The 16,686-nt window shown below is 70.7% G+C and carries 10 protein-coding genes; 2 read left to right on the top strand and 8 right to left on the bottom strand.

Annotated features, from left to right (window positions below):
• Positions 1-711 precede the first annotated feature (711 nt).
• Complete coding sequence (locus ACFYWM_RS42370; protein WP_389926807.1) at positions 712-2,184, top strand: endo-1,4-beta-xylanase; 1,473 nt, start codon at positions 712-714, stop codon at positions 2,182-2,184.
• A 389-nt stretch (positions 2,185-2,573) separates the two neighbouring features.
• Here ACFYWM_RS42370 and ACFYWM_RS42375 read toward each other — a convergent pair whose 3' ends face one another.
• Positions 2,574-4,910, bottom strand: coding sequence for a WD40 repeat domain-containing serine/threonine protein kinase (locus tag ACFYWM_RS42375; RefSeq protein WP_389926811.1), 2,337 nt, complete (start codon positions 4,908-4,910; stop codon positions 2,574-2,576).
• Positions 4,911-5,072: 162 nt separating this feature from the next.
• Positions 5,073-6,965 carry a propionyl-CoA synthetase gene (locus tag ACFYWM_RS42380; protein ID WP_389926814.1) on the bottom strand — a complete coding sequence of 631 codons (1,893 nt, stop codon included), beginning with the start codon at positions 6,963-6,965 and terminating at the stop codon, positions 5,073-5,075.
• A gap of 540 nt (positions 6,966-7,505) precedes the next feature.
• On the opposite strand from ACFYWM_RS42380, the gene ACFYWM_RS42385 reads away from it, so the two are divergent.
• Entirely contained in the window at positions 7,506-10,742 is a 3,237-nt protein-coding gene (locus tag ACFYWM_RS42385) for a hypothetical protein (protein WP_389926817.1), read from the top strand.
• A gap of 110 nt (positions 10,743-10,852) precedes the next feature.
• Here the strand turns inward: ACFYWM_RS42385 and ACFYWM_RS42390 are convergent, their stop codons facing one another.
• The 6 genes from ACFYWM_RS42390 to ACFYWM_RS42415 all read right to left on the bottom strand — a co-directional run bounded on the left by ACFYWM_RS42390 (position 10,853) and on the right by ACFYWM_RS42415 (position 16,670).
• Complete coding sequence (locus tag ACFYWM_RS42390) at positions 10,853-11,098, bottom strand: hypothetical protein (RefSeq protein WP_389926819.1); 246 nt, start codon at positions 11,096-11,098, stop codon at positions 10,853-10,855.
• A 400-nt stretch (positions 11,099-11,498) separates the two neighbouring features.
• Positions 11,499-12,695 (bottom strand): RNA-guided endonuclease InsQ/TnpB family protein, encoded by a 1,197-nt coding sequence (locus ACFYWM_RS42395; protein WP_389926822.1) that lies wholly within the window; start codon positions 12,693-12,695, stop codon positions 11,499-11,501.
• 250 nt (positions 12,696-12,945) lie between these two features.
• Positions 12,946-13,194 carry a hypothetical protein gene (locus ACFYWM_RS42400; protein WP_389926824.1) on the bottom strand — a complete coding sequence of 83 codons (249 nt, stop codon included), beginning with the start codon at positions 13,192-13,194 and terminating at the stop codon, positions 12,946-12,948.
• On the bottom strand, positions 13,191-13,715 hold the full coding sequence (locus tag ACFYWM_RS42405; protein WP_389926827.1) for a hypothetical protein: 525 nt from the start codon (positions 13,713-13,715) through the stop codon (positions 13,191-13,193). Before ACFYWM_RS42405 ends, ACFYWM_RS42400 begins: the two co-directional genes overlap by 4 nt.
• Positions 13,716-13,860: 145 nt before the next feature.
• A complete protein-coding gene (locus ACFYWM_RS42410) occupies positions 13,861-15,642 on the bottom strand; it encodes an adenylyl cyclase (RefSeq protein ID WP_389926830.1) in 1,782 nt (593 codons plus the stop codon).
• Positions 15,643-16,043: 401 nt separating this feature from the next.
• Complete coding sequence (locus ACFYWM_RS42415) at positions 16,044-16,670, bottom strand: hypothetical protein (RefSeq protein WP_389926832.1); 627 nt, start codon at positions 16,668-16,670, stop codon at positions 16,044-16,046.
• Positions 16,671-16,686 lie beyond the last annotated feature (16 nt).

The following is a 16,686-nucleotide window of genomic DNA, read 5'->3' on the forward strand; positions in this document are numbered from 1 at the left end:
GTGAGGTCTCCACGCGCCATGGTGATGGCCTACCAGCACGGCAGAGCACCGCGCATACGAATCCTTCTGATCTCAACCCCGTACAGGCCCTAGCACCTCGTTCCCCGGGACAGGAAGACGAAGGTGCCCCCGGTGGCCGTGCCCCCGGTGGCCGTGTCCCCGGTGTCCCCGGTGTCCCCGGTGTCCCCGGTGGCCACGCGGCCACCGGGGGCGCGCGGACCGTCGTGCCTCCGGCGTCCCACGTCTCCGGCGGTGACGGCGGTGACGGCGGTGACGGTGGTGCGTGAGTACGGCGGGCCCGGATTCCGTCGGGGCGGTGGCCCTCCGTGCTCGAACGTGCCAAAAGGTGTCACTCGTCCGTACGGGCGCTCCTGGCATCCGCAAGTTGCGAATACAAAATGAAACTTTCATCTCGCGATGCCTGGGAAATTTGTTTGACTCACTGAGGGAAAGCGGTCCGCAGCAGCCTGATCGTGCCAGTTTTGACGCCAACGAGCTGACTCAATGAAGCCGAAAGTTTCGTATTTATGTTGACATGTTTCGGCTACGTTTCCACACTGAGCACTCAAGGCGGTCGGCCCTACCCGATGTGGTGATCGGTGAGGGCCGCCGGTCATGACGCCGTCGTGGTGTGCGCCTCCGGCCGGGGTGCGGCGTCGTCCGCCGGGTTCCCCGCGTTCCTCTTTCCGTGATTTCAGTATGGAGTCAGGCATGAGTATGAAAGCTTCGGCGTCGTCCGCGTACCGACATCTCGGTGTCCTCCGCAGGGCCGTCGTCGTCGGCGTCGTGGGTGTCCTGGGTGCGGCGATGATGGCGTCGGTTCCCGCGGACGCGGCCGCCTCCACGCTGGGCGCGGCGGCCCAGCAGAGCGGACGCTACTTCGGCACCGCGATCTCGGCGAGCAAACTGGGCGACTCGCAGTACACGACGATCGCGAACCGCGAGTTCGACATGATCACCGCCGAGAACGAGATGAAGATCAACGCCACCGAGCCCAACCAGAACCAGTTCAACTTCTCCAGCGGCGACCGGATCTACAACTGGGCCGTGCAGAACGGCAAGCGGGTCCGCGGGCACACCCTGGCCTGGCACTCCCAGCAGCCGGGCTGGATGGAGGCCATGTCGGGCAGCAACCTGCGCCAGGCGATGATCAACCACATCAACGGCGTGATGAACCACTACAAGGGCAAGATCTACGCCTGGGACGTGGTCAACGAGGCCTTCGCCGACGGCAACTCCGGTGGCCGGCGTGACTCCAACCTGCAGCGCACCGGCAACGACTGGATCGAGGTCGCCTTCCGCACCGCGCGCGCCGCCGACCCGGCCGCCAAGCTCTGCTACAACGACTACAACATCGACAACTGGACCTGGGCCAAGACCCAGGCCGTCTACAACATGGTCCGCGACTTCAAGGCGCGCGGCGTGCCGATCGACTGTGTGGGCCTGCAGTCGCACTTCAACAGCCAAAGCGCCTACAACAGCAACTACCGCACCACCATCTCCAGCTTCGCCGCCCTCGGCGTCGACGTGCAGATCACCGAGCTCGACATCCAGGGTGGCTCGGCCCAGACCTACGCCGCCGTCACCAACGACTGCCTGGCCGTGGCCCGCTGCACCGGCATCACCGTCTGGGGCGTGCGCGACAGCGACTCCTGGCTGGGCGCCAACACCAGCCCGCTGCTCTTCGACAGCGGCGGCAACAAGAAGGCCGCCTACAACTCCGTCCTCAACGCGCTCAACAGCGCGACCCCCAACCCCACGCCCACTCCGACGGTCACCCCGACGGTCACGCCGACCCCGGGAACCGGGGGGCAGATCAGGGGCGTGGCCTCCGGCCGCTGCGTGGACGTGCCGAACGCCTCGACGACCGACGGCACCCAGGTCCAGCTGTGGGACTGCCACACCAACCCCAACCAGCAGTGGACCTACACCTCCGCGCAGGAACTCAGGGTCTACGGCAACAAGTGCCTGGACGCCGCCGGCACCGCGAACGGCGTCAAGGCCCAGATCTACGCCTGCCACGGCGGTAACAACCAGAAGTGGCGCGTCAACTCGGACGGTTCGATCGCGAACGTCCAGTCGGGTCTGTGCCTGGACGCCGCCGGAACCGGAACCGCCAACGGCACCCTGATCCAGCTCTACTCCTGCCACGGCGGCAACAACCAGAAGTGGGCCAGGAGCTAGGCCGGTAAAGAGCCGAATCACGAGACGGCACCGGACGGTGCCGATCGGGGGCGGGGCGGCGATCGCCACGGTGATCGTCGCCCTGGCCGGTCTCGTCGTCCGGGGACCCCGGGCGCGGACGGCGACGCCGGCCCGGGGCGGCGACTCCGGCACGAAGCCCGGCGACATCCAGACGCACCTCTACGTGCCTGACAACGTGGCTTCGCGTCCCGGAATCCCCGGTGGCGACGCACGGCTGCGACGGCCGGGCGACCGATTCCCACCGGCAGACGGAGTTCGCGTCCCCGGCGGCGACAATCAGCGGTGAACCCGGGGCGGGAACGCCTGAAGGACGAGTGGCACTGCCCGCGAAGACGAACCAACTGCGCCCGGTGGCTCCTCCGAGCGATTCAGAGGGACTTCCGGGGCGACGGAGCCCGCCCGCCACGGCGCCGCAGGATCACCACCACCGCTCCCGCCGCCGCCACGACCAGCGCGCCCGCCCCGGCGAGCCACGGCCACGGAACGGCCGTGCCCGAGCCGGTCAGCGAGGAGGTGTCCCACAGGATCACCGTCCTGTCGTCGCCGCCGGTGGCGAGGGTCCCGCCGTCGGGGGCGAAGGCGGCCGACCAGACCGGACCCGCGTGGCCGGTGAGGGGGGCGCCGATCGGCCGCCGGGTCGCCAGGTCCCACAGCCGGACGGCGGAGCCGGTGCCCACGGCGAGGGTCCCGCCGTCCGGGCCGAGCGCGATGGTGTGGATCTCCTCCGGATGGCCGGTGAGCGGCTCGCCGATCGGCCGCCGGGTCGCGACGTCCCACAGGATCACCGTCATGTCGCGGCCGCCGGTGGCGAGGGTCCCGCCGTCGGGAGCGAAGACGACCGACCGCACCAGATCGGTGTGGCCGGTGAGGGGGTCGCCGATCCGCTGCCGGGTCGCGACGTCCCACAGGATCACCGCCGCGTCGTCGCCGCCGGTGGCGAGGGTCCTGCCGTCGGGGCTGAAGGCGACCGACTGCACCCAGTCGGTGTGGCCGGTGAGGGGGTCGCCGATCCGCTGCCGGGTCGCGACGTCCCACAGGATCACCGTCTTGTCGGCACTGGCGGTGGCGAGGGTCCTGCCGTCGGGGCTGAAGGCGACCGACCGTACCCAGTCGGTGTGGCCGGTGAGGGGGTCGCCGACCGGTTGGCGGGTCGCGACGTCCCACAGGATCACCGTGTGGTCGCCGGGTTCGGTCCCCTCGTTGTCGTTGCCGCCACTGGCCAGGAGCCTGCCGTCCGGGCTGAACGCCATCGCCTCCACCGCCCTGGTGTGGCCTTCCATGGGATCACCGATGGGCCGCCGGGTCCGCGGGTCCCACAGGATCACCGCGCCGTCGCCGTCGCCGCCGGCCAGCGTCTCGCCGCCGGGACTGAACGCCACCGTGTTCACCCGCTCGGTGTGCCCCCTGAGCTGGGCGACCTCGGTCACCTTCGCGGGACCCGTCGTCGACCAGAACAGGTAGGCCACGGTGGCGGCGGTGGCCAGGAGCGCCGCGGAGATCGCGATCGCCGGGCGGAACCCGCGCCGGTGCCGGGGTGGACGTGCCACGGCCCGCGTGGGCTCGGGTACGGGCGAGGCGGCGGGCGGCGGGGCGGGGGAGGAAACGGAGGTGAACGGCAGGGTGGCGGGCGGCCGTACCTCCTGGCGCGCGGTGGCCTGCGGTTCGGCAGGGGAGGAAGGCGGGGCGGGAGCGAGGGTGGGAGGAGCGGGGCGGTCGGCGATCCGGGTGTCGCCGTCGTCCGGCGCCGACTCCGGTCGCGGCTCCGGTCTCGGCGCCGGCTCTGGTCGCGGTCCTGGTTCGGCGGAGGGTTCACCGGGGGCCGGGGCGGCGGAGGACTCATCGGGTGCCGGGGTGGCGGCGACCCCGGCGATCCTGATGCCCTCGGCACCCCCGGCGATCTCGGCGAGCGCCTCGGCGGCCTGCGGGCCGGTGAGGCGGCGGGCGGGGTCCTTGCGCAGCAACCCCTCCAGAAGGGGCGCCAGTGGACCGGCGTGCACGGTTGGGGCGGGCGGCCGGGTGACGATCGAGACGTAGATCGAGCCGTGGGTCGTGCCGCTGAACGGCCTGCGGCCCTCGACCGCGGCGTACAGGGTGGCGCCCAGCGACCACAGGTCCGACGCCGCGGTGGCGGGGTGGCCGTTGATCTGCTCGGGGGAGATGAAGGCGGGGGTGCCCAGGGTGGTACCGGCACCGGTGAGGGTGACGTCCCCCTCGACGGCGGCGATCCCGAAGTCGGTCAGCACGACCCGATCGCCTTCGAGCAGGACGTTTGCGGGCTTGATGTCGCGATGGGTGATCCCGGCGGCGTGCGCGACCGCCAGCGCCGCGAGGATCCGCCCGCCGATCGCCGCCACCCGCTGGGGCGGCAGGCGTCCCTCGGTCCTCAGCACCTCGTCCAGCGAGGGCCCGTCGACGATCTCTGTGACGATCCACGGGCGGCCGTCGGCGTCGACGACCTGGTCGTGGACGGTGATGATCGCCGGATGTTTCAGCTGCGCCGCGGCGCGGGCCTCACGCCGCATCCGCCTGTAGAGGGTCTCTCGCGCGGAGGCGTCCAGGTGGTCGGGGAGGATGAGCTCCTTGATCGCCACCTGGCGGTGCAGGCTCTCGTCCCGCGCCCGCCACACCGTGCCCATCCCGCCGCGGCCCAGCACGTCGATCAGCCGGTATCGCCCGGCGACCAGCCTGTCCGCGTCGTTCGCCACGACAAAACCTTAACGACGGAACGCTGCCATAAGCCGTAAAGGGGAACTGATCGTGACCGTGCTGATGCCGAGCGTGGGTTATCCGACCGGCGTGGCCGTGGCGTGAACTTCCGGAAAGACCCGGGGTGACTTCGCGAAACCGCGAAGGACGCGGGCGAACTGTCAGCCCTCCACGGTCGTACGGCGCCCGATGATGGGGCGCAGCACGTCCAGCACCGTGGCGTCCTCGATGGTCGAGGGGGCGGGCTCGTCGGAACCCTCCGCGATGCCGCGCATGGTCTTGCGCAGGATCTTCCCCGAGCGGGTCTTGGGCAGGGCCGGTACCACGTCCACCTGCCGGAAGGCCGCCACGGCGCCCACCTGCTCGCGGACGGCGAGGACCAGCTCGGCCCGCAGGGCCTCCGGGTCGATCTCCACCCCGCTCTTGAGCACCACGAAACCGCGCGGCACCTGCCCCTTCAGCTCGTCGGCGACCCCGATGACCGCGCACTCGGCCACCGCCGGATGCGTGGCCAGCACCGCCTCCATGGACCCGGTCGACAGCCGGTGCCCGGCCACGTTGATCACGTCGTCGGTGCGGCCCATCACGAACAGGTAGCCGTCCTCGTCGAGGTGGCCGCCGTCGCCCGTCAGGTAGTAGCCGGGGAAGGCCGACAGGTAGGACCTCACGTAGCGCTCGTCGTCCTGCCAGAGGGTGGGCAGGGTGCCGGGCGGGAGCGGGAGCCGGATGCAGATCGCCCCCTCCTCGCCGGGGGCGCACTCGTCGCCGGAGGACCGCAGCACGCGCACGTCGTAGCCGGGGACGGGCACGGTGGGGGAGCCGGGCTTGATCGGCATGGGCTCCAGCCCGCGCAGGTTGGCGGCGACGGGCCAGCCGGTCTCGGTCTGCCACCAGTGGTCGACGACCGGCACGCCCAGCTTGTCCGCGGCCCAGTGGTAGGTGTCGGGGTCCAGGCGCTCGCCGGCGAGGAACAGCGTCCGCAGCGACGAGATGTCGTACCCGCCGAGCAGGGCCGCCTCCGGGTCGGCCTTCCTGATGGCGCGGAACGCGGTCGGCGCGGTGAACAGCGCGGTCACCCGGTGCTCGGCGATCACCCGCCAGAACGCGCCCGCGTCGGGGGTGTCGACCGGCTTGCCCTCGTACAGCACGGTGGTGGCGCCGCGCAGCAGCGGCCCGTACACGATGTAGGAGTGCCCGACGACCCAGCCGACGTCGGAGGCCGCCCAGAACACCTCGCCCGGCGCGATGTCGTAGACGTTCGCCATGCTCCACAGCAGCGCCACCGCGTGCCCGCCGTTGTCGCGCACGACGCCCTTCGGCAGGCCGGTGGTGCCGCTGGTGTAGAGGATGTAGAGCGGATCGGTCGCCCGCACCGGCACGCATCCGGCGGGTTCGGCCTTCGCCATCGCGTCCGTCCAGTCGACGTCCCGCCCCTCCACCAGCTCGGCGGGGGCCTGCTCGCGCCGCAGGATCACGCAGTGCGCGGGCGCGTGCGAGGCGAGCTCCAGCGCGGCGTCGAGCATCGGCTTGTACGGCACCACGCGGGCGGGCTCGATCCCGCAGGAGGCCGACACGACCACCCTGGGGCGCGCGTCGTCGATCCGGGCCGCGAGCTCTTTGGGCGCGAACCCGCCGAACACCACCGAGTGCACCGCCCCCAGCCGCGCGCACGCCAGCATCGCGATCACCGCCTCGGGCACCATCGGCATGTAGACCACCACCCGGTCGCCCTGCTCCACCCCGAGCGAGCGCAGCACCCCGGCGAACCTCGCCACCTCGTCGCGCAGCTCGGCGTAGGTGTGGCGCCTGCCGGTGCCCGTCACCGGGCTGTCGTACACCAGCGCGACCCGGTCGCCGTGACCGGCCTCGACGTGCCGGTCCAGCGCGTTGTGGCAGGTGTTCAGCTCCCCGTCGGGAAACCACCGGTAGAAGGGCGGCGCCCCCGCGTCCAGCGCCTCGCGCGGTGGCCTGCTCCAGGTGACCGCCTCGGCGGCCTCGGCCCAGAAGTCCTCGGGATCGGCGATGCTGCGGGCGAAGGCGTCAGCGTACGACATCAGGCCATCATGCTCTTCCCCGCACGCCCGGGTCGAGGCCCCTCTCCGGCCTTCGCGCGTGAAGAACGGTCACCGGCGGAGCCGCGGACCTTCAATCCGCGGGTTCTGGGTTCGAGTTCCTCGCGGACCGTCGACGAGTCGCTCGGACGGCTCCGGTTCAGCCGCGGACAGAAGGCGGCCACGTCACCCCATGTTGATCTCCGGGGTCCGCTGTGACCAGGGAACACGTTCCCACGCTGTTTCCGGCTCCCGCCGCCTCGAACCGTGTGTCGCGGTTCTCCCGCACACGGCTCTCCGGCGGTGTCCGGCCGACGCCCGCCAGGGGCGGAAGAGCGTCCCGGGTTTGTCGGTGGGGTGATCTAACGTCCCGGCCATGACTTCAGCGACGCGGGCTTGCACACACGCCGCGCCCTTCTCCCCGGTCGACGGTCGTCCCGGATCGGCGACCTCCGGCGGCCGGGCCCTGTCCGGCCCGGCCGTGGCCCCCCGTTCCCTCGGTATCGCGGTGACCCAGGCGGCCCCCGCCGGGGAGGTCTCCCGATGACCCTCTGGACGGAGATCCGCGACCTGATCACCCGCGACCAGACCGCCCACCTGGCCGACCGGCTGGTCACGCTCACCGAGGAGGAGCGCGCCGAGCTGGCCGGGCGGTTGCCCGGCCTCGTCAAGGAGCTGCGCCGCGCCCGCACCGAGCAGGTGCGCGCCGCCCATCCCGACGACTTCGAGGAGATGGCCTCCTGGGAGGTCGGCGACCTGCTCGACGAGCTGGCCAACGGGCTGCTGCTGACCGGTGTCGGCGTCATCACCGGCCCGGCGGCCGCGGTGACCTGGATGACCGGCCGCGACGTCAACCGCCGCTGGGCCAGGGACCTCAACGTCGCCCGGGTGTGCCGGGTGGCGGCCGCCCGCCCCCTGGAGTGGCGTCGTGACGTCGCGGTCCGGCTGGCCCGGCGGGTGCGCCGTCCCGCCGACCGCATCGCGCCGCTGGCCGTGGCGCTGCTGCGCGAGTCCGGCGCCGTGCCACCCGACCACGCCCCGCTGGTGGCCGCCTGGCTGGCCGCGCCGAGTGTGGTCGGCGACCCGCTCACCCCCGTGCTGCTGCCTCGCGTCTTCGACGCCGACGGTGCGGGGCGCGCCCTCCGTGAGGAGCGGCTGGAGCCCCGGCCGACCCGCTGGCTGGCCGCCGCCGCCCGCGAGCTGCCCAGGGAGCAGGTGCTCGACGGTTGCGTGAGCCGTTTCCTGCGCGGCGGCGATGCGCAGGACCTTCGGTTCTTCGTCCGGCTGCACACGCTCCTCGACCCTGCGCCCGCGGAGTCCGCGCCCCGCCTGCGCGACTACCTGCGGTTGCTGCCGTCGGCCCCGGGTACGGTCGCCGAGCTGGCCGCCGGGCAGGTGCGCGGGGCGATGCCGCTCGACCACGCCGACCTGGTCGAGGCGGTCGAAGCGCTCACCTTCCGGGAGGAGGCCAAGCTCGCCGCCACGGGCCTGCGCTGGATCGACCAGGCGATCCGGACCACTCCCGAGGCGGCCGCCGACCTCGTGACCGCGCTGACCACGGCGTACGCGCACAAGTCCTTCGACGTGCGCAACCGCGCGGCCGAGCTGACCCTGAAACACGCCGGCCTGTTCGCCGGCCACACCGACGCGATCCTCGACGCGATCCCCCAGCTCCCCGCCGATCTGGGCACGAAGCTGGCCAAGCGGTTCGGCGGGGAGATCCCGGTCGAGGACCTGCTGGAGAGCAAGGAGTTCCCGCCGCTGCCCGAGGTGCCCTCACCGGAGCGGTTCCCCGAGCCGTCGATCTTCACCGACCACCGCGAGCGTTGGATCGGCCAGGAGCGCTGGCTGGCGGCCTTCGTCTCCGGGGTCGCGGAGAACAGCGCGGACCTGCGCCTCAGGCTGAGGCCGTACGTCGAGCAGCAGACGCGACACCCGCGGAACAGGAACGAGATCAGCGACCCCGACGAATGGCAGGCCGTGCTGGCCGAGGAGCTTGTCGCGCCCGGCACCCTGCCGGAGATCCCCCCTGTCGGCCCGCAGAAGTTCTGGGACAGCCCGAGCTGCTCGTTCTCGATCCGCACGGTCGCCCGTGGCGAGGAGATCGAGCTGGAGCCGCCGAACCGGCGGATCACGGTGGCCGGCCACTGGCGTCCCGGTCGCTACCTCGACGACGACACCCCGCTCCGCGTCATCTTCATCACCTGGAGCAGCGACGACGGCCCGGCCGGTGCCGTGGCCGTCGAGGCCGGCCGGCCGGTCCCCTTCGCCAACGGCCGGGTCTACCTGTACGGACAGCCCCCCGGCGACGACCGGGCACCGGACACGGGCCCCGACGAGTCGGACGAATTCGAGGAGTACGAGGAGTTCGACGAGTCCGAGGACCTCGACGCCGCCGTCCCGGATCACCACGAGCGCCGTCCAGTGGAGCCCGGGGTCCTCTACGACGACTCCGTGGAGGCCATGCCGTGGCACGACCTGCAGCGCGCCTACGAGCGTATGGCCGACCTGGGGGTGGACCCCGAGCGGATCAAGGCCATGCGGGAGGGCCTGCCGGTGCCCCCGCCCGGCCCGGACGAGCCGCTCGTGGCGGTCACCTTCGGCTTCGTCCCGCCCCGGTTGCGCTCCTTCCAGCCCCGGCCGCTTCCCCCCCTGCACGAGTGGCGGCGGCGGCACCGGCTCCCGCACCCGAACCGTCTCTCGCCGCCGTCCGACCTGCTCGCCACCCGATACGCGGAGCTGTACGGGGCCCTGCGCGCCGGCACACCTCCGCCGGTGCTGCTGGCCACGCCGACGTGGACGACCGGCCACCTCGACCCTGACGTGCTGGTCGACCGGCTGGGGACGTGCGCGGGCGCGGGCGTGGAACCGCTGCGGGCCGATCTGGCGCAGGCGCTGCTGCGGCTGCCCCGGGGCAGCCATCCGGCCGCCGCCGACCGGGCCGCGAAGATCGATTCCGCGGCGGCGCGCAGGGCGGCCGGATGGCTGGCCGGGCAGGGGATGCCCGACCCGGAGTGCGGTTTCCGATGGACCCACATGGTGAACGCGTCCATGGTCGAGTTCGGCGACGGCGAGCCCGAGCACTTCACCGAGGTCCGCTTGACGCCGGTGCTACGGGCCACGCCCACCGGCGACGAGCTGATCGACGAGGTGCTGCTGCGGCAGCCGTTCGACTGGTCGGAGGAGGGCCTGGGCAGCGGGATCGGCGGGTGGCCGGCCATGCTGCCCTCGCACCGCGAGGTGGTGGCCGTGAACATGCTGCCGTTCGTGCTCCGCGACCGCTGGTACGCGAGCGTGACCCCGGTGGAGCTGTCCCGCCTGGCCGCCTGCGACGGCCCCGTGAGCGAGGCGACGGCGGCGATCATCGCTTTCCTGCTCGGGAGCGGCGTGATCGGGACGACCCAGGTGGTCCTGCGGATGGTGGCCAGGGGCGACCTGCCCGCAGAGGCGATCGGCCGCCAGCTCGCGCTGGTACTGCGCCGCACCCGGCGGGAGACCGGCCCCGCCATCGAGGCCCTGACCTGGCTGGCCGACGCCGGCGGCCACCACGAGGTGTGGCGCATCCTGCGCGCCCTGCTGCCCGGGGTGCTGCCGGGCGAGGGGCAGCGCATCACCGTGACCCACACCGAACTCGTCGCCTTCGCCGCCGACGTGGCACGCTGGACCGGCGCGCGCGGGGAGATCCCGGTCGTCGCCGGGTTCGCGCGCAGTCGCCGGACGATCCGCTTCGTCCGCGAGTGCAGGCGCCTTCACGCCCAGCTCACCGACGTCACGTCATGACGAACCGCGCCGGGGCGGACCGAAGCCCCTGGCGCGGCTCACTCCTGCCGGTCCGGCGAGGACGGCGGGGTCAGGCCGTCCTCGTCCGGCACGCCGGTCCGGCAAGGGGATCAGGTGATCCCGCTCGGTTCGGCGGGGGCGGTGTAGCGGGCCTCGATGAGCTCGCGCACCCGCTTCCTGGTGTCGTCGGCGGAGTCGCCGGAGTCGCCGGAGTCGCCGGAGTCGCCGGAGTCCTGCTCGACCTCGGCGACCTCGGCCGACAGCTCCTCGTCCTTGACGCTGTCGGCCAGCCAGCGCGAGTAGTCGCCCCGGCGCAGGTGGTAGGTCCACGTGTCCTCGTCGACGCCCTCGGCCATGCGGCAGAACGAGGTCAGGTTGCCGGCCCGCAGGTTCAGCGCGTTCTCGGGGCCGCGGAAGTAGAAGCTGGCGTCCTCGCCGAGCTCGCCGGCCGCGTACTTGCGGCGGTGCCTCTGGCGTTCCTCCTCGGGCGGGGCCAGCCGTACCCTGACCGGCTCGCCGTCGAGCTCCCAGAACAGAAGAAGCCCGGCCGGTCGCCGAGGGCACGCCCAGCAGGTTGACCACGACGCTCTGCCCGGGGTCCTGCAACACTTGGAGGATCTCCTCCTGGGGGGCGCCGGACGTCGCTGAGCACGGCCGCGCCCTCGATCCTGTCGGTGTAGTCGCCCTCGGGGTCGATCAGGCAGAACTGTTGACGCGCTCCCCGACCTGAAGGTCGAGGATTCAGTCCGTGCCGCGTCATGCGGCACCTCTGAGGCTTCCTGCTTCATCGGCCTGTGCCACCGCGAGCGGTGGTCTTACCCCGCCTCCACAGTCGTTTAGTCTGTCCGCCCGTCCGGCGGCCAGAATGTTGATCGCCGCGTTCACGTCACGGTCGTGGGTCGCGCCGCAGGCGCAGATCCACGACCGGACATCCAACGGCATCTTCTCCGCGATCATTCCGCACGCCGAGCACAGCTTCGACGACGGAAACCACCGGTCGATCTTGGCGAAGTACCGGCCGTACCGGGCGGCCTTGTACTCCAGCATGCCGACGAACTGTGACCAGCCCGCATCGTGCACGCTCTTGGCGAGCTTCGTGCGCGCCAGAGCGGACACGGCAAGATTCTCCACATACACAGCTTGGTTTTCGCTGATCAATGTGGTGGATAGCTTGTGTGCCCAGTCGCGGCGCGTGTCGGCCACCCGGGCGTGCGCCCTGGCGACCTTCACCCTGGCCTTGGCCCGGTTCGCTGAACCCTTCCGCGTGCGGCCCAGCGCCTTCTGCGCTTTGCGGAGTTTCTTCGCCGCGCGCCGCAGGATACGCGGGTTGCTGATCTTGCGGCCGTCGGACAGCACCGCGAAATGCGTGAGCCCCAGGTCGATACCAACCTCCGACGCGACGTCCGGCAAGAGTTTGTCGGTGGCTTCGACCACGAACGACACGAAATACTGCCCAATCGCATCCTTGATCACCGTCACGCTCGACGGCTCCGACGGCAGATCACGTGACCAGCGAACCGGCACCTCGCCGATCTTCGGCAGGCGCAGCTTCCCGCCCGTCGTGAGGGAGAACCGGGAGTTCTTCGTGAACCGGATCGTTTGCCGGTTGTCCTTCTTCGACTTGAACCGGGGCGGGGCGACCTTCGGCCCCTTGCGTCTGCCGGTGATCGAGGCGAAGAAGTTGCGGTAAGCGGTGTTGAGGTCGGCGAGCGCCTGCTGCAACACCACGGCGGACACCTCGCCCAGCCAGGCCCGGTCCGGCGACGCCTTGGCGTGGGTGATGACCTTCTTGGACAGGTCCCCATCGGAGATGTACGGCAGGCCCGCCTCGTGGGCGTCTTGTCGTGCGCGCAGTCCGTCGTTGAACACCACGCGGGCGCACCCGAACGCCCGGGCCAGCGCGTGGCGCTGGGCGGCGGTCGGGTAAGCCCGGTAATTGAAACGAAGCTGCATGGCACCAATGGCACCACGTCTTATAACTAAGCGCATGAGCGTTTGAGAACTCCGCGACCAATTGGGTCGCCGCATCAACGTCGCCCACTTCACCGGCGAACCCACCATCGTGGAGCGCCACGGTGAACCCCGCGCCGTCCTGGTGCCCTACATGTAGTGGATCGAGCAGCAAGACCAACCAGGTCAGGGCACGGTCGAGCCCTAGCGGGCACTCCTGCGCGGGCCTTCACCCCCGGCCTAAAAGGCCGGATCACCAGCCCGCAATTCGGTAGCCGGCCTTGGTGATCCGCTCCAGCAACGCGGCGGTGACGGTGGACTTGCCGCTGTGCGAGGGCTCGGCGACCAGCACGCGCATGCCGTACGGCGGGAAGCGCACCTCTCCGGCGTCGTCGGTGCCCAGCAGCAGGTGGTGGCGCGCCACGTCCACGTCGGCCAGGTCGTTCTCCACGATCCGGTCGACCAGCTCGACGACCCCGGCGCCGCGTTCCCCCTCGGTCACCAGGTCATGAATCCGGCCTCGGTCAGCATGGCCGCGACCGTCTCGGGGCGACGTCGGTGGAGGATCAGATCGACCTCGTACAACCTGGCAAGCAGGCCGATCACTCCGGGGTGCCTGATGACCGCACCAACAGCGCCCAGCACCGGTCCGAAGAGCAGGCTCGCGAGCCACCAGTGGAGCATCACCCTCCACTGCCAGGCCAACGGCTGACCCCCCAAGGCGGACTCCACGCAGTAGTACGCCACTGTGGCCACGATTAACGCCAGAACACCCGCGACCGCCCCTCGGGTGCACGCACCGACCAGCCACCCGACTGCCACTGCCACTGCCAATGCCGCCCAGGCCCAGCCGACGTCCAGTAGCAGGCTCGCCACCTCTGCGACCTTCACGACCCATGCCCAGCCCACGTCCACCAACGGGCTTCCGGCCATCCCGTAGGACACCTCCTTGACGAGGGAGGTGGCCGTACCGAACCCCGCACCCAGCGCGAGGGCACCGGCCGCACCGCGGATGACCTTCACCACGCGAGGATACGTGTCCTTCAAGAGCCCAGCGTTGCGCTGACCTCTCCACCCTGCGCTGCTCTTGGCGCCCCTGCGCTCCGTACGACGAGTTGCCCGTGAGATCCCCGGTGGGCCGGAGGTTCCGGCCCACCGGGGCGGGGTCCTACGGGGCCGGGTAGTCCGTGATGTAGACCGGTGCGCCGACCTTCGTCATGTCGGCCGCCTCGCCCACGCCGTTGACGACGTGGTCGATTATTCCGGCACTCAGGTTGACGGTCATGATGTGGTGCAGCTTGACGCCCGGGGTCTGCGGGACCTCGAAGCCGTTCTCGGTGTGGATCTGCGGGTTGTTCTGGTTGAAGACGTAGACGCCGCCGCCGTAGAGGAGGTGCCTCTTCACGTGCCTGCCCACCTTGTAGCCGGCGTAGCCCTCGACGTCGCCGTCCATCCAGTCGGCCTGGGTCGGCGGGTCGTACGGCAGCTCGTTCTGGTAGAGGATCGTCGTGCCGTCCTCGCCGTTCCAGATGGTGTTGTGCCGCTGGAAGTGCTCGACGAACAGGCCGGTCGCGGTCACGTGGTCGCCGTTGATGATGGCGCCGTTGCGGCCGTCGTTGGTGTTCCACCGCTGGGTGTCGGTGAAGCCCTCGACACCGTGGTCGGCGCGCCACACCCAGGTGTGGTCGATGAGCACGTGGTCGCTGTTGACCTCGAGCGCGGTGTTGGTCCTGCCGACGTGGGGTCCGCCGACGCGGAAGTACACGTCGGACAGGGTGATCGGGTTGTCCGCCGTGCTGTGGCTCCTCTTGTCCTTCTTGCCCACCTTCAGCAGGACCTGCGACTTCTTGAGACCCGCGTCGATGGTCACGCCGGCGACGATCACGCCGGGGACGGAGTCGACGTCGATCGGGGTCGAGGCGTTGACGGCGGTCAGCGTGGCGTGCCCGATGCCGAGGACGACCGTGTTCGGGCGCTCGATGTCGATGCTCTTCTCGATGTCGTACACGCCGGGGGTGAGCAGCAGGTGCTTGCCGCTCTTGAGGGCACTGTTGATGGTCTTCACCGAATCCGACGGCTTCGCGATGAAGAAGTCGCTGATCGGCAGCGTTTGACCCGGGGTCATGCCGTTGGCCCACGTGATGCCGCGCGAGTTCTTCTGGACGGCGGGCACGCGGACGTTGTAGTCGCCCTGCTCGTCGACGAACAGGTAGGGCTTCTCACGGCTGACGGGAGTGGTCTCGAGGGTGGTGTACGGCGGGTTCGGGAATGCCGAGTCGTCCGGGGCGCCGACGGTGCCCGAGAAGACCTGGTTCCACACGGCGTTCGACCAACCGGCGACCTCGCTGTTGCGGGTCAGCCACTGCTGCTGCGATCCGTTCGTGACGGACGGCAGCTTGGAGTCGGCGATGAAGCCCCCGCTGGCGTACTGCGGGCCGGCGGTGCAGTAGTCCATGAGCGACAGGTTGCCGCTGCCGATGTTGAGACGGCGCAGGGACACCGCCTGGGAGACCGCCCAGAAGTTCGCCGACCCCCGGCAGCCGTCCTGGCCGGCCGCGTTGATGTTGATCGACAGGTTGGACAGGGTACGCCAGAAGTTGACGAGCGCGAGGCAGTTGCCGGTCCCGCCGCCCTCCAGGCAGCGGTTGTAGACCTCGACCTTGCCGTTGATGACGACATCGGTGGGCGAGGCGCCCAGGCCGGAGACCTCGGTGTAGTAGCCGACCTTGATCTGGAGCGGCTGCTCCGCGGTGCCGTAGGTGCCGGGCTTGAAGAGGTACGCGTGGCGCGTGGTGCCCATCTCGTTGTCGACCTGGGCGGCGTGTTTCGCGTCGAGGGTCGCCTGGATCGAGCTGACGGGCATGCTGGGATCGAAGACGGTGACGTTCGGCCCGAGATCAGGGGCGTTCTGGGCCTGCGATGCGGCGGTGGCGTGTGTTCCGGTCGTCATGACGGCGGTCGCGAGTACGAGACCGAACGCCAACGCCCGACCGATCTGCCGACGGCGCGGGCGCCGCGTCGTCATACTCCCGGCGCCGGGAGGCTGGGTCGTCATACGGTTCGTCCTTTCCGCTGCGTGCGCAGCGGTCGTTCGGGGGGTGAGATCCTTCGACGGGCGGCCGGCACCGCCGGACCGTGAGAGCGCTCTCTTGAGTAAGACGTAAGACTTGTATCAAGGGTTGAAGGAATTGGTACGTTTCTATCGCGTGAACTGGTCGAAGCACAAGTGCACGAACCGTGTCGGCCGGGCGGGTCCTGTAGATCACCGCGGCGAATGAGAAGCGGCTGAAACGCCGATGACCGATGGCCGGTGGGATCGAACCGCGCCGGTTTTCGTGGAGTCGCGAACCGCTAACGGTGTCCGGGCGGTAGTCCGCCCACCGGTGCGACGGTGTGCGTTCCGCCGCTCGTGCAGCGCCACACGGCGATCTCGTTCTCCCGCTCGGCGAGCAGGCCCCGGTCGTGTACGGGACAGGCGGGCCACATCTTCCGCGTCGCCTCCACGACCACGTCCTGGGTGGCGTCGGCCACGTCTCGAAGGTCCCCTCCGGGCCGGAGGCCGTTGCCGTGGCAGATGCCCCGGAACTCCACCCGCGCCACGCTCATGCTGTCCCGGCCGGAGACGATCATCCGAAGCGGCCCGATGATCCCCGCGACACGGAGGTCACGCTCCACGACCTTCAGCGCCTCCTCCAGTGGCACCAGCAGACCCGGCTCCAGGGCGAAGGTCGGCCCGAAGCCGATCGCGTCGAGAAGGGCCTCGCCCAGCCGGGCCAGGTCGCCGGCCGTCAACCCGGTGGCGGGGCGTTCGAGGAGTTCCCGCGTGACGGGAATGGGCACGTCCTGTTCCTCCGCCAGGCGGGCCAGTTCGACGAGGGGGCCGGCGTCGAGACCACCGTCGCGCAACATCGTGTGGACGCGGGCACTCAACTCGTCGACGGCCTGATCGAGCTCGTCGGCCTGCTCGCAGGAAGGCATGCCGCAGTGTCTCCTA

Origin of the sequence: Streptosporangium sp. NPDC002721, from assembly GCF_042888905.1 — a bacterium.
GTDB lineage: Bacteria > Actinomycetota > Actinomycetes > Streptosporangiales > Streptosporangiaceae > Streptosporangium.